20 protein-coding genes are annotated in these 16,664 nt (G+C 54.3%); 14 read left to right on the top strand and 6 right to left on the bottom strand.

The window, feature by feature from the left end; genetic code table 11:
* Positions 1-10: 10 nt before the first annotated feature.
* Positions 11-196: a hypothetical protein gene (locus RHH53_RS04165; RefSeq protein WP_149820101.1), complete on the bottom strand. Its 186-nt coding sequence runs from the start codon at positions 194-196 to the stop codon at positions 11-13.
* Positions 197-222: 26 nt separating this feature from the next.
* Complete coding sequence (locus RHH53_RS04160; protein WP_225901648.1) at positions 223-807, bottom strand: thylakoid membrane photosystem I accumulation factor; 585 nt, start codon at positions 805-807, stop codon at positions 223-225.
* 178 nt (positions 808-985) lie between these two features.
* On the opposite strand from RHH53_RS04160, the gene RHH53_RS04155 reads away from it, so the two are divergent.
* Genes RHH53_RS04155 through RHH53_RS04140 form a run of 4 tightly spaced genes read left to right on the top strand, consistent with a single transcriptional unit; the run spans position 986 to position 3,807 of the window.
* Positions 986-1,747, top strand: coding sequence for a DUF4382 domain-containing protein (locus RHH53_RS04155; RefSeq protein ID WP_310744142.1), 762 nt, complete (start codon positions 986-988; stop codon positions 1,745-1,747).
* Positions 1,744-2,226, top strand: coding sequence for a carboxypeptidase regulatory-like domain-containing protein (locus tag RHH53_RS04150; RefSeq protein WP_206201186.1), 483 nt, complete (start codon positions 1,744-1,746; stop codon positions 2,224-2,226). Before RHH53_RS04155 ends, RHH53_RS04150 begins: the two co-directional genes overlap by 4 nt.
* Positions 2,184-2,915 (top strand): cobalt transporter CbiM, encoded by a 732-nt coding sequence (gene cbiM / locus RHH53_RS04145; protein ID WP_310743428.1) that lies wholly within the window; start codon positions 2,184-2,186, stop codon positions 2,913-2,915. The genes RHH53_RS04150 and cbiM overlap by 43 nt, the downstream gene beginning before the upstream one ends.
* A complete protein-coding gene (locus tag RHH53_RS04140) occupies positions 2,878-3,807 on the top strand; it encodes an AEC family transporter (protein WP_310744141.1) in 930 nt (309 codons plus the stop codon). The genes cbiM and RHH53_RS04140 overlap by 38 nt, the downstream gene beginning before the upstream one ends.
* A gap of 13 nt (positions 3,808-3,820) precedes the next feature.
* On the opposite strand, the gene petM is transcribed toward RHH53_RS04140, so the two are convergent.
* Positions 3,821-3,922, bottom strand: coding sequence for a cytochrome b6-f complex subunit PetM (petM, locus tag RHH53_RS04135; RefSeq protein WP_011057256.1), 102 nt, complete (start codon positions 3,920-3,922; stop codon positions 3,821-3,823).
* A 51-nt stretch (positions 3,923-3,973) separates the two neighbouring features.
* Positions 3,974-4,336 (bottom strand): hypothetical protein, encoded by a 363-nt coding sequence (locus RHH53_RS04130; protein ID WP_302676726.1) that lies wholly within the window; start codon positions 4,334-4,336, stop codon positions 3,974-3,976.
* A gap of 110 nt (positions 4,337-4,446) precedes the next feature.
* Here RHH53_RS04130 and bchD point away from each other — a divergent pair, with 110 nt between their 5' ends.
* Positions 4,447-6,459, top strand: coding sequence for a magnesium chelatase ATPase subunit D (bchD, locus tag RHH53_RS04125; protein ID WP_310438476.1), 2,013 nt, complete (start codon positions 4,447-4,449; stop codon positions 6,457-6,459).
* A gap of 67 nt (positions 6,460-6,526) precedes the next feature.
* Here bchD and groL read toward each other — a convergent pair whose 3' ends face one another.
* Complete coding sequence (gene groL, locus RHH53_RS04120; RefSeq protein WP_206201182.1) at positions 6,527-8,158, bottom strand: chaperonin GroEL; 1,632 nt, start codon at positions 8,156-8,158, stop codon at positions 6,527-6,529.
* A 184-nt stretch (positions 8,159-8,342) separates the two neighbouring features.
* Here groL and RHH53_RS04115 point away from each other — a divergent pair, with 184 nt between their 5' ends.
* The 9 genes from RHH53_RS04115 to fni all read left to right on the top strand — a co-directional run bounded on the left by RHH53_RS04115 (position 8,343) and on the right by fni (position 15,839).
* Positions 8,343-8,942, top strand: a complete 600-nt coding sequence (locus tag RHH53_RS04115) for a CAP domain-containing protein (RefSeq protein WP_206201181.1) — start codon at positions 8,343-8,345, stop codon at positions 8,940-8,942.
* 63 nt (positions 8,943-9,005) lie between these two features.
* Entirely contained in the window at positions 9,006-9,251 is a 246-nt protein-coding gene (locus RHH53_RS04110; protein WP_206201180.1) for a chlororespiratory reduction protein 7, read from the top strand.
* 179 nt (positions 9,252-9,430) lie between these two features.
* Entirely contained in the window at positions 9,431-9,901 is a 471-nt protein-coding gene (locus tag RHH53_RS04105; RefSeq protein ID WP_225901696.1) for an SRPBCC family protein, read from the top strand.
* A 19-nt stretch (positions 9,902-9,920) separates the two neighbouring features.
* On the top strand, positions 9,921-10,808 hold the full coding sequence (argB, locus tag RHH53_RS04100) for an acetylglutamate kinase (RefSeq protein ID WP_302678922.1): 888 nt from the start codon (positions 9,921-9,923) through the stop codon (positions 10,806-10,808).
* A 116-nt stretch (positions 10,809-10,924) separates the two neighbouring features.
* Positions 10,925-11,215 carry a hypothetical protein gene (locus tag RHH53_RS04095; protein WP_302678921.1) on the top strand — a complete coding sequence of 97 codons (291 nt, stop codon included), beginning with the start codon at positions 10,925-10,927 and terminating at the stop codon, positions 11,213-11,215.
* A 117-nt stretch (positions 11,216-11,332) separates the two neighbouring features.
* Positions 11,333-12,634: a carboxyl-terminal processing protease CtpC gene (ctpC, locus tag RHH53_RS04090; protein ID WP_206201176.1), complete on the top strand. Its 1,302-nt coding sequence runs from the start codon at positions 11,333-11,335 to the stop codon at positions 12,632-12,634.
* Between the two features lie 23 nt (positions 12,635-12,657).
* Entirely contained in the window at positions 12,658-13,548 is an 891-nt protein-coding gene (locus RHH53_RS04085) for a cation diffusion facilitator family transporter (RefSeq protein WP_310744140.1), read from the top strand.
* A gap of 56 nt (positions 13,549-13,604) precedes the next feature.
* Complete coding sequence (locus RHH53_RS04080) at positions 13,605-14,741, top strand: geranylgeranyl reductase family protein (protein ID WP_315863529.1); 1,137 nt, start codon at positions 13,605-13,607, stop codon at positions 14,739-14,741.
* A gap of 69 nt (positions 14,742-14,810) precedes the next feature.
* Entirely contained in the window at positions 14,811-15,839 is a 1,029-nt protein-coding gene (gene fni / locus RHH53_RS04075) for a type 2 isopentenyl-diphosphate Delta-isomerase (RefSeq protein WP_310453306.1), read from the top strand.
* On the opposite strand, the gene RHH53_RS04070 is transcribed toward fni, so the two are convergent.
* A complete protein-coding gene (locus RHH53_RS04070; protein ID WP_206201173.1) occupies positions 15,836-16,546 on the bottom strand; it encodes a DUF2232 domain-containing protein in 711 nt (236 codons plus the stop codon). The genes fni and RHH53_RS04070 overlap by 4 nt on opposite strands.
* Between the last annotated feature and the right edge of the window lie 118 nt (positions 16,547-16,664).

The following is a 16,664-nucleotide window of genomic DNA, read 5'->3' as shown; positions in this document are numbered from 1 at the left end:
CGTGAACCTCCTAGGCAGGAATGTCGAGGTCTGGAAACGTGCGCTTGAAGTCGCTAATCAATTCATCGAGTTCGGCGAGGGCGGATTCAATGTCAATGGTGAGGGTGCCATGACCGGGGAGTTCCAAGAGCTTTTTGAGGCTCTCCCGTTTCGCCAAAACAACTGCTAGACGTTCCTGTAGGGTGGGTAACTCCATCTTGTACCTCGCTGCAAAGCTCACTATTACTCTACCGTTTCGTTGGCCAGCTTCTTCCCTTTGACAGGTGGCGGGGGCACCAGTTCCACATTGATTTCATTCACAGGGCGCGGCCGCAGTTCCAGAGATTGCGATCGCGGCAGCAAATCAAACACTTCCCGAAACGTGTCATCGAGGGTTTCAAAGGGCACCACACCGATAAATTCCTGCCGCAATTGGCCTTGGCGATCGAAAATCAGGGTTTGCGGCACCCGGCCTTTGTAGTAGTAGCCCGCTTCATTGGCGGAGAACTGCGCCCCAAAGGGTAAGGCATCGACATCAATAGCGATGAAATCGGTGACGCGACCATAGTACCCCTGCAATTGGGAGATGGTTGAGGCAAACTGCTTGCAGTCGCGGCTATCGTTCACATAAAACAGCAGCAATGTGGCGCGATCGCTCTGACGCGATTTCTCTAGGGTGACCTTTGGTGGCACTAAGGAGCCATTGCCAGCGTAAAGAGCAAAGATATTCCCATCGTAGCGATCGTCTTGTAACCCCGCCCAACTCGGCGCTGTCCACAGTCCCCACAGCAGGAGGACAAGTCCTAACCAGCCCCAAACCCGTTTCATTTTTCGCTCCATCACGCTCTGTAAAGACACTATACCGCCACGCCATCCCCCTCCCGTGCATTGTAGAACCAATGCCACCCCTTCTAAGGTAGGAAGAGTGTCTTTATTGCTTTTGCCAATAGCTACAGGGGTGCTCTTTCTGGGGCTTTTTTCGGCGTGATCAGGCGTGATCAAAGGAATGAATCTATACCAACGTTTAGGGATAGTCACGATTTTCAGTACAGTGCTACTGGCCAGTTGTGCGCCCGCCTCGCAAAAGGGCACTCTCCAGCTCTATGCCAATGGTGAAGAGCGCTTGCAAACGGGATGGACAAGCAAAGATGGCTGGAAGCTCGAGTTTGACCATGTCTATTTGACGTTGGGTACGGTGACTGCCTACCAAACCCATCCCCCTTTTGATCCTGAGGCGGGCGATCGCCCCGACAGTGAAGTGACGGTTGTGTTTAGCGATCCTATGACGGTGGATTTGGTGAGTGATCAGCGTCCCCTTGTAGGCAGTGCTGCGGCGGCGGTGGGTCACTTCAATGCCCTGCAGTGGCAGACCCTCGCACCCAGTTTACAACTGGTGGGAACAGCGCAGCGGGGCAATGTCACTCTCCCCTTTGACATTACGTTGGATCAGCCCTTGGCCTTTGTTTGTGGCGACTACATTGGCGATGAACGCAAGGGAATAGTCACAGCGAACAGTTCCGCTGAGCTAGAGATTACGCTCCACTTTGATCATCTTTTTGGTGATGGCGCTGAACCAGCAACGGCGGAGATCAATCGCGACGCGGTAGGCTTTGACCCCTTTGCTGCCCTAGGCACTCCTGAGGGAGTCACGGTTGACTGGACAGGATTACAGCAAAAACTCAGCCCCCAAGAATTTCAAACACTGCTGACAGCTTTGCGGAGTTTGGGTCATGTCGGCGAAGGTCACTGTCGGGAGGTTTCCTCATGAAAACAGTTTTAGCGAGTGTGGCTACCTTAGGACTGATAGTTCCCCAAGCCCTTGCCCATGGGGTTGAGTTGCGCTACAAACCGCAACAGGTGATTCACATTACAGCGCGCTATGACAGTGGCGAACCGATGGCAAATGCTAGGGTACAGGTCTTTGCCCCCGATCGCCCCCAAGAAGCAGCAATAACAGGAACCACCAATACCCAAGGGGAGTTTCAATTTGTGCCCGATCGCCGCGGTCAGTGGCAGGTGCAGGTACGTCAAGGGGGACATGGCGGCCTACTCACGATTCCGATAGCAACCGATGCCCAAGCAACGGCTGAGGTTGCTCTTACCGCCGTCCCAGAACCGCCAAGGACGGTTTCCCTGAGTCAATACACTCCCGCACAAATCACGGTCATGGTCTTGGCAGTGCTCTGGGGTGCCATTGGCACAGCTTGCTTTGCTTGGTCGCGGCGGCGGCTGCCAGTGGAGTCGTAGTCATGCACATCCCCGATGGTTTAGTGCCGCCCCTGTGGTGTGGACTGGGTTATGCCGGTAGCGGTGGTCTCCTGTGGTGGTCTTGCCGCCGTTTGCAGCGGGCAACGGTGGATCCGCTGGCGATCGTGCCGCGATTAGCTCTATTAACCGCTGCCTTTTTTACCGCCTCTGCGGTTTATATCCCGCTGCCTCCCGCCAGTGTGCACCTCATGTTCCTTGGCAGTCTGGGGATTCTTTTGGGGGAAGGGGCAATGATAGCCGTGGTGGCGGGATTATTTCTACAGGCGGTGATGTTTGGTCATGGCGGTCTGACGACCTTGGGTCTCAATGCGCTGATCATGGGGATTCCAGCGCTCCTTGCCGCTGCTGTTTTTCGGGGGCTGTGGCATCGCTGTCCGCCAAGGGGGCGATCGCTCCTCGGGTTTATCCTTGGGGCGGGGGCTGTGCTGTTGGCTGTTCTCTTATTTGGCGCAGTGATTCTCCTGAGCCTGCCAGCACCCTTGGATCAACAGCGGGAATGGCTAGCGATCGCTGCGATTGGGATTGGCCATTTGCCCCTTGCTATGTTGGAGGGAGTGGTCACGGCTTCACTGCTGGTCTTTTTGGCCAAAGTCAAGCCAGAATTCCTGTCCCAAGGCGTATGCTTTTCCCGTGAAAATTCTCCTTACCCTACTGCCGACCCTCGCTGAACTCTACGGATTAATCTTTCTGTGCATGGGCATTGGCTATGGCAGTAGCCGTTTTTTGCCATCAACGACGGGGGCTTGGCTGGCGCAAGGGTTGTTCTGGGTGGGGACGCCCCTAACGGCATTTAGTTTTATTGTTACCACCCCGATTACGGGTCACAGCACGTTGGCTCCGCTATTGGCGTGGCTAGGAATGGGGATCGGCGTCAGCTTGGCGTGGCTGTGGTTACAGCGATATCCCGCTCACACGCGGCAGGAGCAGGGCAGTTTTCTCTTGGCGACCATGGTGGGCAACACGGGTTTTATTGGCTTTCCAATTACTTGGCGACTGCTGGGGCAAGAGCACTTCAGTTGGGCGTTGTTTTTTGATCTGATGGGGACGCTCCTCATTTCCTATAGTGCTGGCATTGGCGTGGCAGCAAGTTTTGGCGATCGCGCCATTTCCATCGCAAAACTGCTGTGGCACATTGGCCGGAATCCAACCCTTTGGTGTGTCGGCATCGGACTGCTGCTACGACAACATCCCCTACCGGCGATCGCCCAACAGGGACTTTTAACCTTGGGGTGGTTAATGGTGATTGCTGGATTGATCTATATGGGCATCTGCCTCGGTGAGGCTCCCCTCAAGCTCCGCTGGGAACGCATCATTCCCTGTCTGACGATTAAGATGCTACTGGTACCGCTCCTGTTGGGTCTCGGATTAACCCTCGTAGGCATCAGCGGCCGGCCCCGTCTAGGGATGGTACTCCAAGCTGGCATGCCCCCCGCCTTTATGACCCTAATTCTGGCGGATGTATATCACTTGGACCGGGCTTTCGCTGCCAGTGTGATTTTAACCAGCCTCTTTGCCTTAATTCTTCTATTGCCCCTGTGGCTGGTGCTCTTTGCCGGGTAGGGGCATTTGATGGCTAATCGTCGGGAGTCAAGCGCAACAGCAGGTAGCCTGCGCCTAAACCAACCAGAACTAGGGTAAACGTAATTACCGCAGTATTGAAAATCTCTTCTGCCATAGGGCGGCCTCAGCTAACAAGAACTCATTGTAACCAATTTGGCTCCTTTGCTTACCACGGCTCCAAAACAGGTTCCCGCAGTAGCTCATGGGTACCACGATTCACGGTCAAGAAGATCCCGCGGGGTGTTTTGGTCAATAGATACGTGTACTCACCATTGACGGCTTCAAAATAGTACCCTTGAGGACTCCAATCCCGCAGGGGCAGCCGAATTGATAGGCGCGGATCCTGCTTGTGTCGTGCCATATAGTAGGCGGGGCGATCGCCCCCACAGATATTCACCCAATAGCTACGAGTCTCCGTGGCCACAAAGGTACTTTCATAGGAGCGACAGGAAAGGGGGCGTGCCAGTGCCGCCAGTGGTGTCATCGTCAATAGGGCAACAGCCGCTAGGGTGGAGCCAACAAACCTCATGGTCATCTCGCCGCAATTTCTCACTCCAGTCTAGCCAAGGAGGCGGGAAAGGGTTTCACCCTCGGTAAGATAGATGATGACGACTGCTGTTTACCTTCAACAGGGATGCAATGACGCTCGCAATCGCCCCCTTTCCGATTACCGCCATTGTTGGTCAAGAAGCCATTAAACTTGCCCTGCTGTTGGCCGCCGTTGATCCCGGTTTGGGGGGGGTGATCATTGCCGGGCGGCGGGGGACTGCCAAATCTGTTCTTGCGCGGGGTATTCATGCCCTATTGCCCCCCATTGAAGTCATTGATCAAGGGGAGATCCCAGTACCGATCATTGCCAACCCCGATCCCCAACGTCCCCAAGACTGGGATAGCCGCTTGCAGGCTTGGCGCCAAAGTCATCCCGATGTCGCTTTGACCACCAAAGTGATTCCAGCCCCCTTTGTGCAAATTCCCCTAGGGGTCACCGAAGATCGCCTCTTGGGAGCCGTGGATGTGAGTCAATCGGTGCAGCGGGGTGAAGCGGTCTTTCAGCCCGGCCTCTTGGCGGCAGCCCACCGCGGCGTGCTCTATGTGGATGAAATCAATCTCTTGGATGAACAATTGGCCAATGTGCTGATGGCCGTGCTGAGTGCTGGGCGCAACCCAATTGAACGGGAGGGGATTAGTCTGGATCACCCCTGTCGTCCCCTGTTGATTGCCACCTTTAATCCCGATGAGGGAGAAGTGCCGCCCCATCTGCTGGACCGGTTTGCGATCGCCCTATCGGCGGATACGGTTCTGGGCTTAGATGAGCGGGTTGCAGCGGTGGATCATGCCACCCAATTTGCTGATTCGCCCCAAGCCTTTTTGCAGCAGTACGATGCTGAGCTAGAGGATCTGCGCACCCAAATTATTCTGGCGCGGGAATGGCTCAAGGAGGTAAAAATTCAACGGCAGCAAATTGCCTATCTGGTCACCGAAGCCCTACGGGGCGGTGTTCAAGGCCATCGAGCAGAACTCTTTGCGGTGCGGGTGGCCAAAGCCCATGCTGCCCTGAATGGCCGCAGTGAAGTGAATGCCGAAGATCTACGCCGCGCTGTTGAACTAGTGATTGTGCCGCGAGCCACGCAACTGGAACCGCCGCCGGAGCAACCACCGCCCCCACCTCCACCACCGCCCCCGCCGGAGAATCAGCAGTCTAACCCCGAAGAAGAACCCGATGAGCCAGAGACGCCACCGGAAGAGCAGCAGGAAACGCCACCCATTCCTGAGGAATTTGTCTTTGAGGCCGATGGCACGGTCTTGGATGAGTCAGTGCTCTACTTTGCCCAACTGACCCAACGCCAAGGGAAATCGGGGAGTCGCAGCCTGATTTACTCCCAAGATCGCGGTCGCTATATCCGCCCCATTTTGCCCCGTGGCCGAGGGGGTCGAATTGCGGTGGATGCCACCCTGCGCAGCGCCGCTCCCTACCAAAAATCCCGTCGCCTACGCCAACCCCAACGCCGCGTCATTGTTGAAAACAGTGATCTGCGAATTAAACGTTTGGTACGCAAAGCGGGTGCCTTGATTATTTTTGTCGTGGATGCCTCTGGCTCCATGGCACTGAACCGCATGAATTCTGCCAAGGGCGCTGTTTTACGCCTATTGACCCAAGCTTATCAAAACCGCGATATGGTGGCGCTGATTCCCTTTCGTGGCGAGCAGGCAGAGGTGCTCCTACCCCCCACCCGATCCATTGAAGCGGCACGGCGACGCCTTGAAACCCTGCCCTGTGGGGGTGGCTCTCCCCTTGCCCACGGCCTGACCCAAGCGGTGCGAGTGGGTTTGAATGCCAAGCAAAGCGGTGAGATTGGTCAAGTGATGATTGTGGCCATTACCGATGGTCGGGGCAATATCCCCCTGAGCCGTTCCCTTGGCGAAACTATTCCGCCGGAGACCAAGCCCGATGTCAAAGCGGAAGTACTGGAAATTGCCGCTAAAATTCAAGCCTTGGGTCTGAAGCTCTTGGTGATTGATACCGAGAATAAGTTTGTCTCCACGGGGATGGGCAAGGAATTGGCCCAGCAAGCAGGGGGTAAGTATTACCATCTGCCCAAGGCCACCGATCAGGCGATCGCCCAAGTGACACAGAATGCCCTGCAATTTTAGCCACCAATAAAAAACTCTCCCCCCAGTTAGAGAGGAGAGAACCTAGCAAACTATTGGGGCAGTAAGCCTACATCATGCCGCCCATGCCCCCCATACCGCCATCCGCAGGAGCTGCCGGTTTCGGTTCTGGTTTTTCGACCACAAGGGCTTCTGTCGTCAGTACCATGCCGGCGATCGAACCAGCATTTTGCAGGGCAGAGCGTACGACTTTGGCAGGGTCAATAATGCCCGCACTAACGAGATCTTCATAGGTGCCCGTTGCAGCATTAAAGCCATAGTTAAAGTCACCGGCACGGACATTCTCGACGACTACGGCTCCTTCGACACCAGCATTGTCAGCAATTTGAGCCACTGGCGCTGCCAAGGCACTGGCAACAATGCGTGCCCCTGTTTGTTCCTCGGGACTGAGGCTAGGCAGCAGGGCATCAATGCGACTGGCCAAGTGAAGCAAGGTCACACCACCGCCGGGCACAATCCCTTCAGCCACTGCCGCTTTGGTGGCATTGAGGGCATCTTCGAGGCGGAGTTTGCGATCCTTCAATTCCGTTTCGGTGGCAGCCCCCACTTTGATCACCGCTACGCCGCCCACGAGCTTGGCAATGCGCTCTTGCAGCTTTTCTTTGTCGTATTCGGAGTCGGTTTCGGCCAACTGCTTCTTGAGCTGCTCGACCCGCTTTTGAATATCGGCTTTATTGCCTTTCTCGGACACAAGGGTGGTGGTGTCTTTGGTCACGGTGACGGAGGCGGCTTCTCCCAGCATGGTGATTTCCACATCATCTAGGGTCAGTCCCACTTCCTCAGAAATGACTTGACCGCCCGTGAGAATGGCAATGTCTTGGAGCATCGCTTTGCGCCGTTCGCCAAAGGCTGGGGCTTTCACGGCAACCACATTGAGGACGCCCCGCAGTTTATTCACCACCAATGTGGCGAGGGCTTCGCCTTCTACATCTTCAGCAATGATCACGAGGGGACGACCACTGCGAGCCACTCTTTCTAGGGTGGGAATCAGGTCTTGGATGCTGGTAATTTTTTTGTCCGTCAACAGCAGATAGGCATTGTTGAGTTGAACAATCATCCGCTCTGGATCGGTGACAAAGTAGGGGGAAATGTAGCCGCGATCAAACTGCATCCCCTCAACAATTTCCATTTCTGTATTCAGGGATTTTGATTCTTCAATGGTGATCACGCCATCTTTGCCGACTTTGGCCATGGCTTCACCAATCATGGCTCCCACTTCGGGGTCATTACCGGCAGAGACGGTGGCCACTTGGGCAATCATATCTCCTTCAACGGGTTTGGCCACTTCGGCAATGCCCTCGACAATGGTTTTGATCGCTTTTTCCATACCGCGCTTGAGGGCAATGGGATTAGCACCGGCAGCCACGTTTTTCAGGCCTTCACGGATCAGGGCTTGGGCAAGGAGGGTGGCAGTGGTTGTGCCATCACCGACGACATCATTGGTTTTGGCGGCCACTTCCCGAATCAGTTGGGCACCAGTATTTTCGTAGGCATCTTCCAGTTCGATTTCCTTGGCGATCGTCACGCCATCGTTAACAATTTGCGGTGCGCCATACTTTTTCTCAAGCACCACGTTGCGCCCTTTGGGGCCAAGGGTAATTTTCACGGCATCGGCAAGGGCATTAATTCCGCGTTCGAGCGATCGCCGGGACTCTTCATGAAATGCGACTAATTTTGCCATGGGTGGCTATCCTTTAGTAACTTGGAGGTCATGATTGAGGAACTGCAAACTTAGCAGGCTTCAAGCCATTGTTTACAGTACTGTGGAAAACCAGCTGAGGGCAATGGCAGAAAATGTAGGGGATTCCGCACTTGCTCGCGTAGACTGACAATAGACTGACAATAGATTAACAAGCTTCGCAGCCATGGCTGGCCGCCACCTCAATCAACAACGCCTACAGGTCTTCTTGTACGTCACCTTAATGCTCGGCATTGCCCTTGCAGCGGCCAAGGAGTATTTTTACTTGAACAATGGCCAAGGGGGGCAAGATTGGCAAATTGGTGCTCCACAGGTGGATGTCATTGCTGCTCAGCCAAAACGCTCCCTTGCGGAAATACGAGCCTTTGCCCTGCAATTGGTGAATCGCGATCGCCAGCTCAATGGACTGCCGCCCCTTGTTGCCGATGAATTACTCACAGAGGCCGCACAACGCCACGCCGAAGATATGCTCAAACGCCAATACTTTAGCCATACCAATCCCGATGGGCAATCCCCAATGGATCGCTTTATCGCCTTGGGGGGACGCGGTGGCGTCGGTGAAAATATCATGGAGCAGAAGGGCACCCCCGGATTGGTGCTCAACTATAAGCTGATTGAGCGGTTCCAAAAAGGCTGGATGTATAGTGAGGGGCACCGCCAAAATATCCTGCGGCCTGAATTTACCCGCTTTGGCTTTGGCATTGCTTTGAACTCAGCTCACGGAGAAGTCTATGCTGTACAGATGTTTGCACTGCCAGCCCAGTAAAGGCAGAGCGTTGCTGCGCGGATAATTTCCAATGTAATCAATGTCAACTTAACCGCATTCGCTATGTTCACTGAAGAGATGTATGTTGTCCTTGAATCTACTGTCAGCGATGAGACCTTTCTCACGCCGATGGAGCTACAGGCCAAGCTGGTGGAGTATTTAACAGGAACCGATGTTTCCCTAACGCCGGATCTACTTGCTTTGCCCGATGTGGAAAGTCGTGCCCACCACCTCATGACAACGGGTTGTGAACTGCAATTACCCAATGGTGGCTACCTTCAGTGGTATGCCGTGCGTTTAGAAAAATAATCGTTACACAGAGTTACGAAACTCCTGCTCGGAAAATTCCGTTCTAATATAGATAAGGCTCTTGGATCAATCAAGGGTTCAGACGATTATTTATTCTTTCGTGGTGTCCAAATCGTCAGGAATAGTAGGGTAACGAGACTGTGGCCGATCGCCGTCGTCAACAAAAGAAAAAACCGCAAATGACCTACAGTTGGCCGTTGGCGGGCACCTACCAAGCCCTTAGCTCGGCATCGGTGGATTTGATCTGGCGCAAAGTGGTGAATTTGGCCGATGTGTCGTGGCATCCCTTGATTTTGCGCACCAATGTGCCCTACGGACTCGTACCCAAGCCGGGGTTTATTTTCCAAGCCATGACGCGTTGGATTCCGTGGCCGATTCAGATTTTTGTCGAACGGGTATCACCGGGAAAACTGTTGAGTATTCGCATTTTGGTCTTGCCGGGGGTAGAGGAACGGGTAACCTATCGTTTAGAATCAACGGTCTGGGGGAGTCAGATTTCCTGCTCAGTGATGTTGCGGGGGTGGCTGGCGCCGCTGATTTGGTCACTGATTCGCGATTCTGCGGCAGGGTTGGCTGCCCGCTTAGCAGTTGCGGCTGAGGAAGATCCCCCCTCTGCTCAGCCCCCCATTGATCCCTGCTTAGGTTTTTAGACGGACAAAAGAAAACTCTATGCTCAGCGATAGCGATCGCGTTCGTGTTCTCAGTGAAGCCCTGCCCTATCTCCAAGCCTTTGCCGGACGCACCTTTGTCGTTAAATACGGCGGTGCCGCCATGAAGGAAGAGCAGCTCAAAGACTCGGTGATTCGCGATATTGTCTTTCTTTCCTATGTGGGGATTCGGCCGGTGGTGGTTCATGGGGGTGGCCCTGAAATCAATGCGTGGTTAACTAAGCTCAACATCGAACCCCAATTCAAAAATGGGCTGCGCGTCACCGATGCCGCGACAATGGATGTGGTGGAGATGGTCTTGGTGGGTCGGGTCAACAAGGAAATTGTCACCCTGATTAATCAGGCGGGCGGTAAAGCGGTGGGGCTGTGCGGCAAAGATGGCAACCTGATTCGTGCCCGTGCCCAAGGAGAAGAGAGCATCGGCTTTGTGGGTGAAGTCCAAGGCGTGGATACCCGCGTGATTACGGCACTAGTGGAGAAGGGGTATATTCCCGTCATCTCCAGTGTGGCTGCCGATGATACTGGGCAAGCCTACAACATCAATGCTGATACTGTTGCTGGCGAGATTGCGGCGGCTTTGGGGGCTGAGAAGCTGATTTTACTGACGGATACCGCAGGCATTTTACGGGATTATCGTGATCCGAGTACTCTCATTTATCGCCTTGATATTGCCGAAGCGCGGCAACTCATTAAAGAGGGGGTTGTCTCTGGCGGGATGATTCCTAAAATCACCTGTTGCGTGCGATCGCTCGCTCAAGGGGTGAAAGCAGCGCACATTATTGATGGCCGGGTGCCCCACGCCCTGTTGCTAGAAATTTTTACCGATTCGGGGATTGGCTCAATGCTCGTGGGTTCCAATGCAGCCTACGATCGCGCCTTCACTGATTGAAACTTTTTGCATGAAGAAGGGCGTCCTAGGGTATGACGAGGATGTCTTAGCGTCAGGGTCTATTACCTATGAAATTCTTCTCTTTAATCTTAATTAGTAGCAGCTTAGCCACTAGCTTGAAACTGCCAGCACGCGCCATTCCCCAACCCTACCCCCCAGTGGCGGTGAATAGTTTTATGGATACCTGCATCGAGCGTGGCCAGCGATCAGCGCCCATTGTGCCCCGTTCAGTGATGAATAACATTTGTCAGTGCTCCATCAACTACATTCAAGAGCGATTGAGCTACACTGATTTTCAAACCCTTGATCCCAATGGCGGTCAACTGCAATCTCCTAGCCAACAGCGGGCACAGCGGGTTCTCGATGAAAGTGTGAACTACTGCATTCGCCAACAACTGGGGGTCTAGGCACTTTTTGACCCTGCTGCGCGTCGGAAAACTTAGCTGGCGATCGCCAACGGCCAAGGCAAGTCTTTGTGCTAGATTGGGCGTAGGCTAAAGGATCGAAAATTTAGGACGAATCATATGGGAATCACACACCGCACGCTCGTTGTCAGTACGACAGTGGTCATGACGGCATTGGTTGCTGTCACGGGTGCGGGTCTGCACTGGTCCCGTAGCCTAGCGGGTTTCCGCCAAAGTCCTAAGGAACTGGTGGATGAAGTATGGCAGGTCATTGACCGTGAATACGTTGATGCCACTTTCAATGGCAATGACTGGCGTGCCGTGCGGCGGGAGTTTCTCTCTCGGAACTACACCAAACCCGAGGATGCTTACAAAGCGGCACGGGAAATGCTCGAGAAGCTCAATGATCCCTACACCCGCTTTATGGATCCGGAGCAGTTTCGCTCCATGCAAATTGAAACCTCTGGTGAACTCACAGGGGTAGGCATCACCATTACCCAGGACGAAAAGACCAAAGAAATCACCGTGGTTTCCCCCATTGAAGGGAGTCCCGCCGCTGAGATGGGTTTAATGGCCAAGGATGTGATCCTGAAAATTGATGGCAAATCCACCAAGGGCATGGATCTCAACCAAGCTGTCAGCATGATCCGTGGCCCGGTGAATACAAAAGTGCGCCTGACGATCCAGCGGGGCGATCAAATCTTGAACTATGAGATCACCCGTGCCCGCATTGAAATTCATCCCGTTCGCCACAGCCTACGCCAAACTCCCCAAGGGCCTGTCGGCTATATTCGCCTTGTCACCTTTAGCTCCAATGCAGCAGCAGAAATGCGCGCCGCCATTCGGGAGTTAGAAAAGCAAGGCGTTGAAGGCTATGTTCTGGATTTACGCTCCAATCCGGGCGGCCTACTCTTTGCTAGTGCTGAAATTGCCCGCATGTTTCTACCGCAGGGCGATATTGTCTCTACGGTCAATCGCCAAGGGGAAGCAGAACGCTTACGTGCCGGTCGCGGCTTCTTGACCAATAAGCCCCTTGTGGTGCTCATTGATGGCGGCTCGGCCAGTGCCAGCGAAATCCTCGCAGGTGCCCTACAGGATAATGGCCGTGCCGTGTTGGTGGGAACGCGCACCTTTGGGAAAGGCTTGGTGCAGTCCGTCCAGCCGGTGGGCGACGGGGCAGGCATTGCAGTGACGATCGCCAAATACTTTACCCCCAGTGGCCGTGATATTAACAAGAAAGGCATTGAACCCGATATTGAAGTCACACTCACGGAGCAGCAGCGGGAACAACTGACGCGCGATGACATTGCCACCGATCGTGATCCTCAATTTACACGGGCCCTTGCGGTTCTCAATGAACGCATCCTAGCAGAGCGACGCAATACCCAATCAGCGCGTCCTCCCCAGACAGCCAATCCTTAAGTTCACTCTGTTAGGTAAGCACCGTGGCCGACCACCGCCGACAAGCCCAGCGGGTATTGTTCTTGGCGCTAGGGGTCAATGTTGCCCTGACGGCCATTAAAGCCATTGTTGGTGTTCTCAGTCACTCATTGAGTTTACAGGCCGATGCCCTGCATAGCTTGACCGATGCCGGGAGTAGCATACTGGGCTTAGTGGCCATGCAGTGGGCTAACCCCCATCCCGATCGCGACCATCCCTACGGTCACCAAAAGTTTGAAGCCCTCGGTGCATTGGGGATTGCCGCCTTTCTGGGCATGGTGTGCTTTGAGATTTTACAAAGTGCGGTTGAGCGCCTGCTGCATAAAAGCAGTGCCGTGACGATCACAGGGGCAGAACTGTGGATTGTGATCCTTGTCCTTGGCATGAATATCGGCCTTACTCTCTATGAACACCACATGGGGCGCAAGCTGAATAATTCCGTGCTCATTGCTGATGCCAAGCATACCCTGAGCGATGTCTGGACAACGATTATTGTTCTTTTGGGGCTGATTGGGGTGTGGACCTTCAACTGGGCCTGGTTGGATGTGGTGTTGGCATTTCCCGTCGCGGCTCTTGTGTTTTGGAGTGCGTGGGAAGTCCTCAAAAGCAACATTCCTTGGCTGGTGGATGAGATGGCGATCGCCCCCGAAGCTATCCATGAGCTAGTGATGACCGTGCCCGGTGTGGTTAATTGCCATGACATTAGCTCGCGGGGAATGGTGGGACGGCAAGTGTTTATTGAGATGCACTTAATTGTCGAGGCGCAAGATATTCCCACGGCCCATGACATTACTGAGCAAATTGAAGCCCTGCTGCAAGACCGCTATGGGCCGGCTCGCATTGTCATCCACGTCGAACCCCACGACTACGAATCCAGTCAGATCAGCTTCTCTTAGGTGATTTTTGCTATTTTTTGAGCATCTGCGCAAAGCAACTGAGGAGTGACCCTGTGGTGTACGACTGCATTGTTGTTGGTTCAGGCCCTGCGGGCGGTGCGGCTGCCTATCACTTGGCTAGGCAAGGCCGGCGGGTGTTGGTTCTGGAAAAGGAAGCTCTGCCCCGCTACAAGCCCTGTGGGGGAGGTGTGTCGCCCCAAGTGCAAGCTTGGTTTGACTTTGACTTTACTCCTGCTATCTCGCTGAAGCTGACGCAAATGGTCTGTACGTGGCAGGGTGGGGAAGCGCAAGTGCTGGAACTGCCCCCAGAGCACGCAGTATGGATGGTGCGCCGCGATGTGTTTGATCATTTTCTGATTCAACAGGCGCAGCAACAGGGGGCGCAGGTAGCGGCTCAAACTCCCGTTACAGGTCTAACGTGGGGGGGCGATCGCTGGCAGGTGCATACGCCCAAGGGGGATTTCACAGCGCAGTATTTGATTGGCTGTGATGGTGCCAAAGGTTCAATGGCCAAGTGGTTGGGCTTCCAACATCGTCAGCAGCGTATAGGAGCAGCCATTGAGGTTGAAGCAGCCATGCCCAATCATTCCCTGAGGACAGCCCACTTTGACTTTGGTCGCGTTCACAATGGCTACATTTGGAACTTTCCTAAACGGGAGGGCTACTCGATTGGTGTGGGCACGTTTTCCCTAAAACGCAAGCAAAATCTGAGGGCGATCGGGGCAGCATATGCTGAAACCTTTGGCGTTGATTTCAGTCAAGTCAAGGTCTATGGCCACCCCCTCTACTGTTGGCAGCGGCACCAGCGCCTGCACACCCAAAATGCCCTCCTTGCCGGGGAAGCGGCCTGTATCGTTGATCCGTTTACTGCCGAAGGCATTCGTCCCTCGCTGTTGACTGGCATGTTGGCCGCCCAAGCCATTGATCGCGCCCTCAATGGTGATCCAGAGGCTCTCGCAGACTATTCCCGTCAAGTCCAACAGGCGTGGGGAGCGGATATGGTCTGGGCAAAACGTCTAGCGACTCTTTTTTATCGGATGCCCCACATGGCCTATGAAGTGGCCATCAAACGTCCTAGCGCCCTGCAACGGATGGGGCAAATTCTCTGCGGTCAGTTGCGTTACCGCGATGCAGCAGCCAATGGCCTGAAATTGTTGGCAGCGGGGTTGAGAGTGCCGACGGTTTTCCGTTAATGCCGATAGGGATGCTCCCTGAGCTGCCTTCTATAATGTTGGTGCAGCCTAACTTTAGGAACACGAGTGGTGAGCAGTCCCATTGAGCAGCGCAAGGCCGAGCACCTCGAGCTTTGTATTCAAGGTGATGTCAGTCATCAAGAAATCACCACCGGTTTCGAGAAGTATCGCTTTCGCCATTGTGCCCTGCCCGAACTGGACTTTGCCGAGATTGATCTGAGCGTCGAGTTTTTGGGCTGGCGACTCGCTGCCCCCCTGCTGATTTCCTCCATGACCGGTGGCACCCCCCAAGCGGGAGACATCAATCGCCGTTTAGCCCGGGTGGCGCAACAAAAGGGAATTGCTATGGGTGTTGGTTCCCAGCGAGTGCTGCTGGAGCATCCAGAGGTGGCGACCACGTTTGCCATTCGTCAAGAGGCACCCACTATCCCCCTCTTAGCCAATCTTGGCGCGGTGCAGTTGAACTATGGCTGTGGCGTCAATGAATGCCAAAAGATTATTGATCTCCTAGAGGCGAATGCCTTGATTTTGCACCTCAATCCCCTACAAGAGGCCGTCCAAACGGGGGGCGATCGCAACTTCAAGGGACTGTTGACGAAAATTGGTGTTCTCTGCCGTGCCCTACCGGTGCCTGTAATTGTGAAGGAAGTGGGCAATGGTATCAGTGCCGACGTGGCCAAGCAACTCGTGGAGGTGGGAGTAGCCGCTATTGACGTGGCGGGGGCAGGGGGAACCTCTTGGGCTAAGGTGGAAGCAGCGCGTGCTCAGGATGGGCGTCAGCAGTACCTCGGAGAGGCCTTTGCCGAATGGGGCATGCCTACGGCGCAGTGTCTGGAGCAAATTCATCCTGCCCTACCAGATACGCCCCTAATTGCCTCCGGCGGACTTCAAAATGGCATTGATGTGGCCAAGGCCCTTGCCCTCGGTGCTAGTCTTGCCGGTTTAGCGCGCCCCTTTTTGCAGGCCGCCCATCAATCAGAGGAGACACTTGCGCAACGCATTGATTTTATCCTTGAGGAATTGAAAACCGTGCTGTTTTGTACCGGCAGTGCCACTCCCCAAGCCCTCTATCAGCGTCGCTGTCTCGAAAGGATCTAGCGGGGGTCTTCAAGGATCGTGCGCAGCCACGGGGGCGGATCCGGAATCGGATTGCCCAATCGCTCCAACAGTGTCCATGCCAAAATATGCACCACTAAGGCATACACCGTGGACTGGAAAAAGACAAGTAGCAGTGCCACGACTTGGATCAGGGTCACCGTTGGCTCCAGCAGCAGGTTGAGGTTGACCAGCACCCAATCAATGAAATTCGTGACCTGCTGATTGAAGTAAATCCAGAGGTTTTCCCCGAGCAGAATGGACACAAGACTAATCTGAAAGAAAAATCCTGCGGTGCCAATTACAGCGCCACTGAGAATCGAGCGTCCCCAGCTCTCTTTTTTTGCCCAACAGCCGCCAAAAATCACCCCCATCATGCCGTGGGGCAAGAGAAATTGCAGACTGCGGGGTGGCCCCATCAACACAGAAAGGAGCAAGGCACTGACAATCGCCGCCATCCAAGCCGCTCGGCGGTTCCAGCGTAAATACACCAAGGCAATGGGAATTGGAAAAAATAGGCGCAAGACTGGACCAATGGGCAAATAAAAGTTAATCACCCACAGCAGGGCAGCGGTACTGGCAAGGAAGGCTGTTTCTGTGATCACCAAGGTGCGCTGAATTTGCGATCGCCCCAAGGCTTGGGACTGCTCAGGGGGCACAATGGCTTCGACGTCGGGAAAATCATCCTCTAGGGAATCCGTTGGGTTCATTGATTGCAGATAACCTTTTTTCTCTACACTCTAGCAAGCTTTACTGCCAGCTCTCAAACTGGATATAGCGCCCTGAAAAATCCTTTGCTGAAAGTTAGAATCGGGGGTAAGGTATTCC

The sequence above is a fragment of the Thermosynechococcus sp. PKX82 genome (genome assembly GCF_031583255.1).
Lineage (GTDB): Bacteria > Cyanobacteriota > Cyanobacteriia > Thermosynechococcales > Thermosynechococcaceae > Thermosynechococcus.
Note: the sequence above shows the minus strand (reverse complement) of the source record. Positions and strands in the feature narration are given on the sequence as shown.

What these genes read in the sequence shown, in the direction of transcription:
- RHH53_RS04165 (WP_149820101.1), bottom strand. Translation starts at nt 196, where the DNA reads ATGGAGTTACCCACCCTACAGGAACGTCTAGCAGTTGTTTTGGCGAAA.
- RHH53_RS04160 (WP_225901648.1), bottom strand. Translation starts at nt 807, where the DNA reads ATGAAACGGGTTTGGGGCTGGTTAGGACTTGTCCTCCTGCTGTGGGGA.
- RHH53_RS04155 (WP_310744142.1), top strand. Translation starts at nt 986, where the DNA reads ATGAATCTATACCAACGTTTAGGGATAGTCACGATTTTCAGTACAGTG.
- RHH53_RS04150 (WP_206201186.1), top strand. Translation starts at nt 1,744, where the DNA reads ATGAAAACAGTTTTAGCGAGTGTGGCTACCTTAGGACTGATAGTTCCC.
- petM (WP_011057256.1), bottom strand. Translation starts at nt 3,922, where the DNA reads ATGGCAGAAGAGATTTTCAATACTGCGGTAATTACGTTTACCCTAGTT.
- RHH53_RS04130 (WP_302676726.1), bottom strand. Translation starts at nt 4,336, where the DNA reads ATGAGGTTTGTTGGCTCCACCCTAGCGGCTGTTGCCCTATTGACGATG.
- bchD (WP_310438476.1), top strand. Translation starts at nt 4,447, where the DNA reads ATGACGCTCGCAATCGCCCCCTTTCCGATTACCGCCATTGTTGGTCAA.
- groL (WP_206201182.1), bottom strand. Translation starts at nt 8,158, where the DNA reads ATGGCAAAATTAGTCGCATTTCATGAAGAGTCCCGGCGATCGCTCGAA.
- RHH53_RS04115 (WP_206201181.1), top strand. Translation starts at nt 8,343, where the DNA reads ATGGCTGGCCGCCACCTCAATCAACAACGCCTACAGGTCTTCTTGTAC.
- RHH53_RS04110 (WP_206201180.1), top strand. Translation starts at nt 9,006, where the DNA reads ATGTTCACTGAAGAGATGTATGTTGTCCTTGAATCTACTGTCAGCGAT.
- RHH53_RS04105 (WP_225901696.1), top strand. Translation starts at nt 9,431, where the DNA reads ATGACCTACAGTTGGCCGTTGGCGGGCACCTACCAAGCCCTTAGCTCG.
- argB (WP_302678922.1), top strand. Translation starts at nt 9,921, where the DNA reads ATGCTCAGCGATAGCGATCGCGTTCGTGTTCTCAGTGAAGCCCTGCCC.
- ctpC (WP_206201176.1), top strand. Translation starts at nt 11,333, where the DNA reads ATGGGAATCACACACCGCACGCTCGTTGTCAGTACGACAGTGGTCATG.
- RHH53_RS04070 (WP_206201173.1), bottom strand. Translation starts at nt 16,546, where the DNA reads ATGAACCCAACGGATTCCCTAGAGGATGATTTTCCCGACGTCGAAGCC.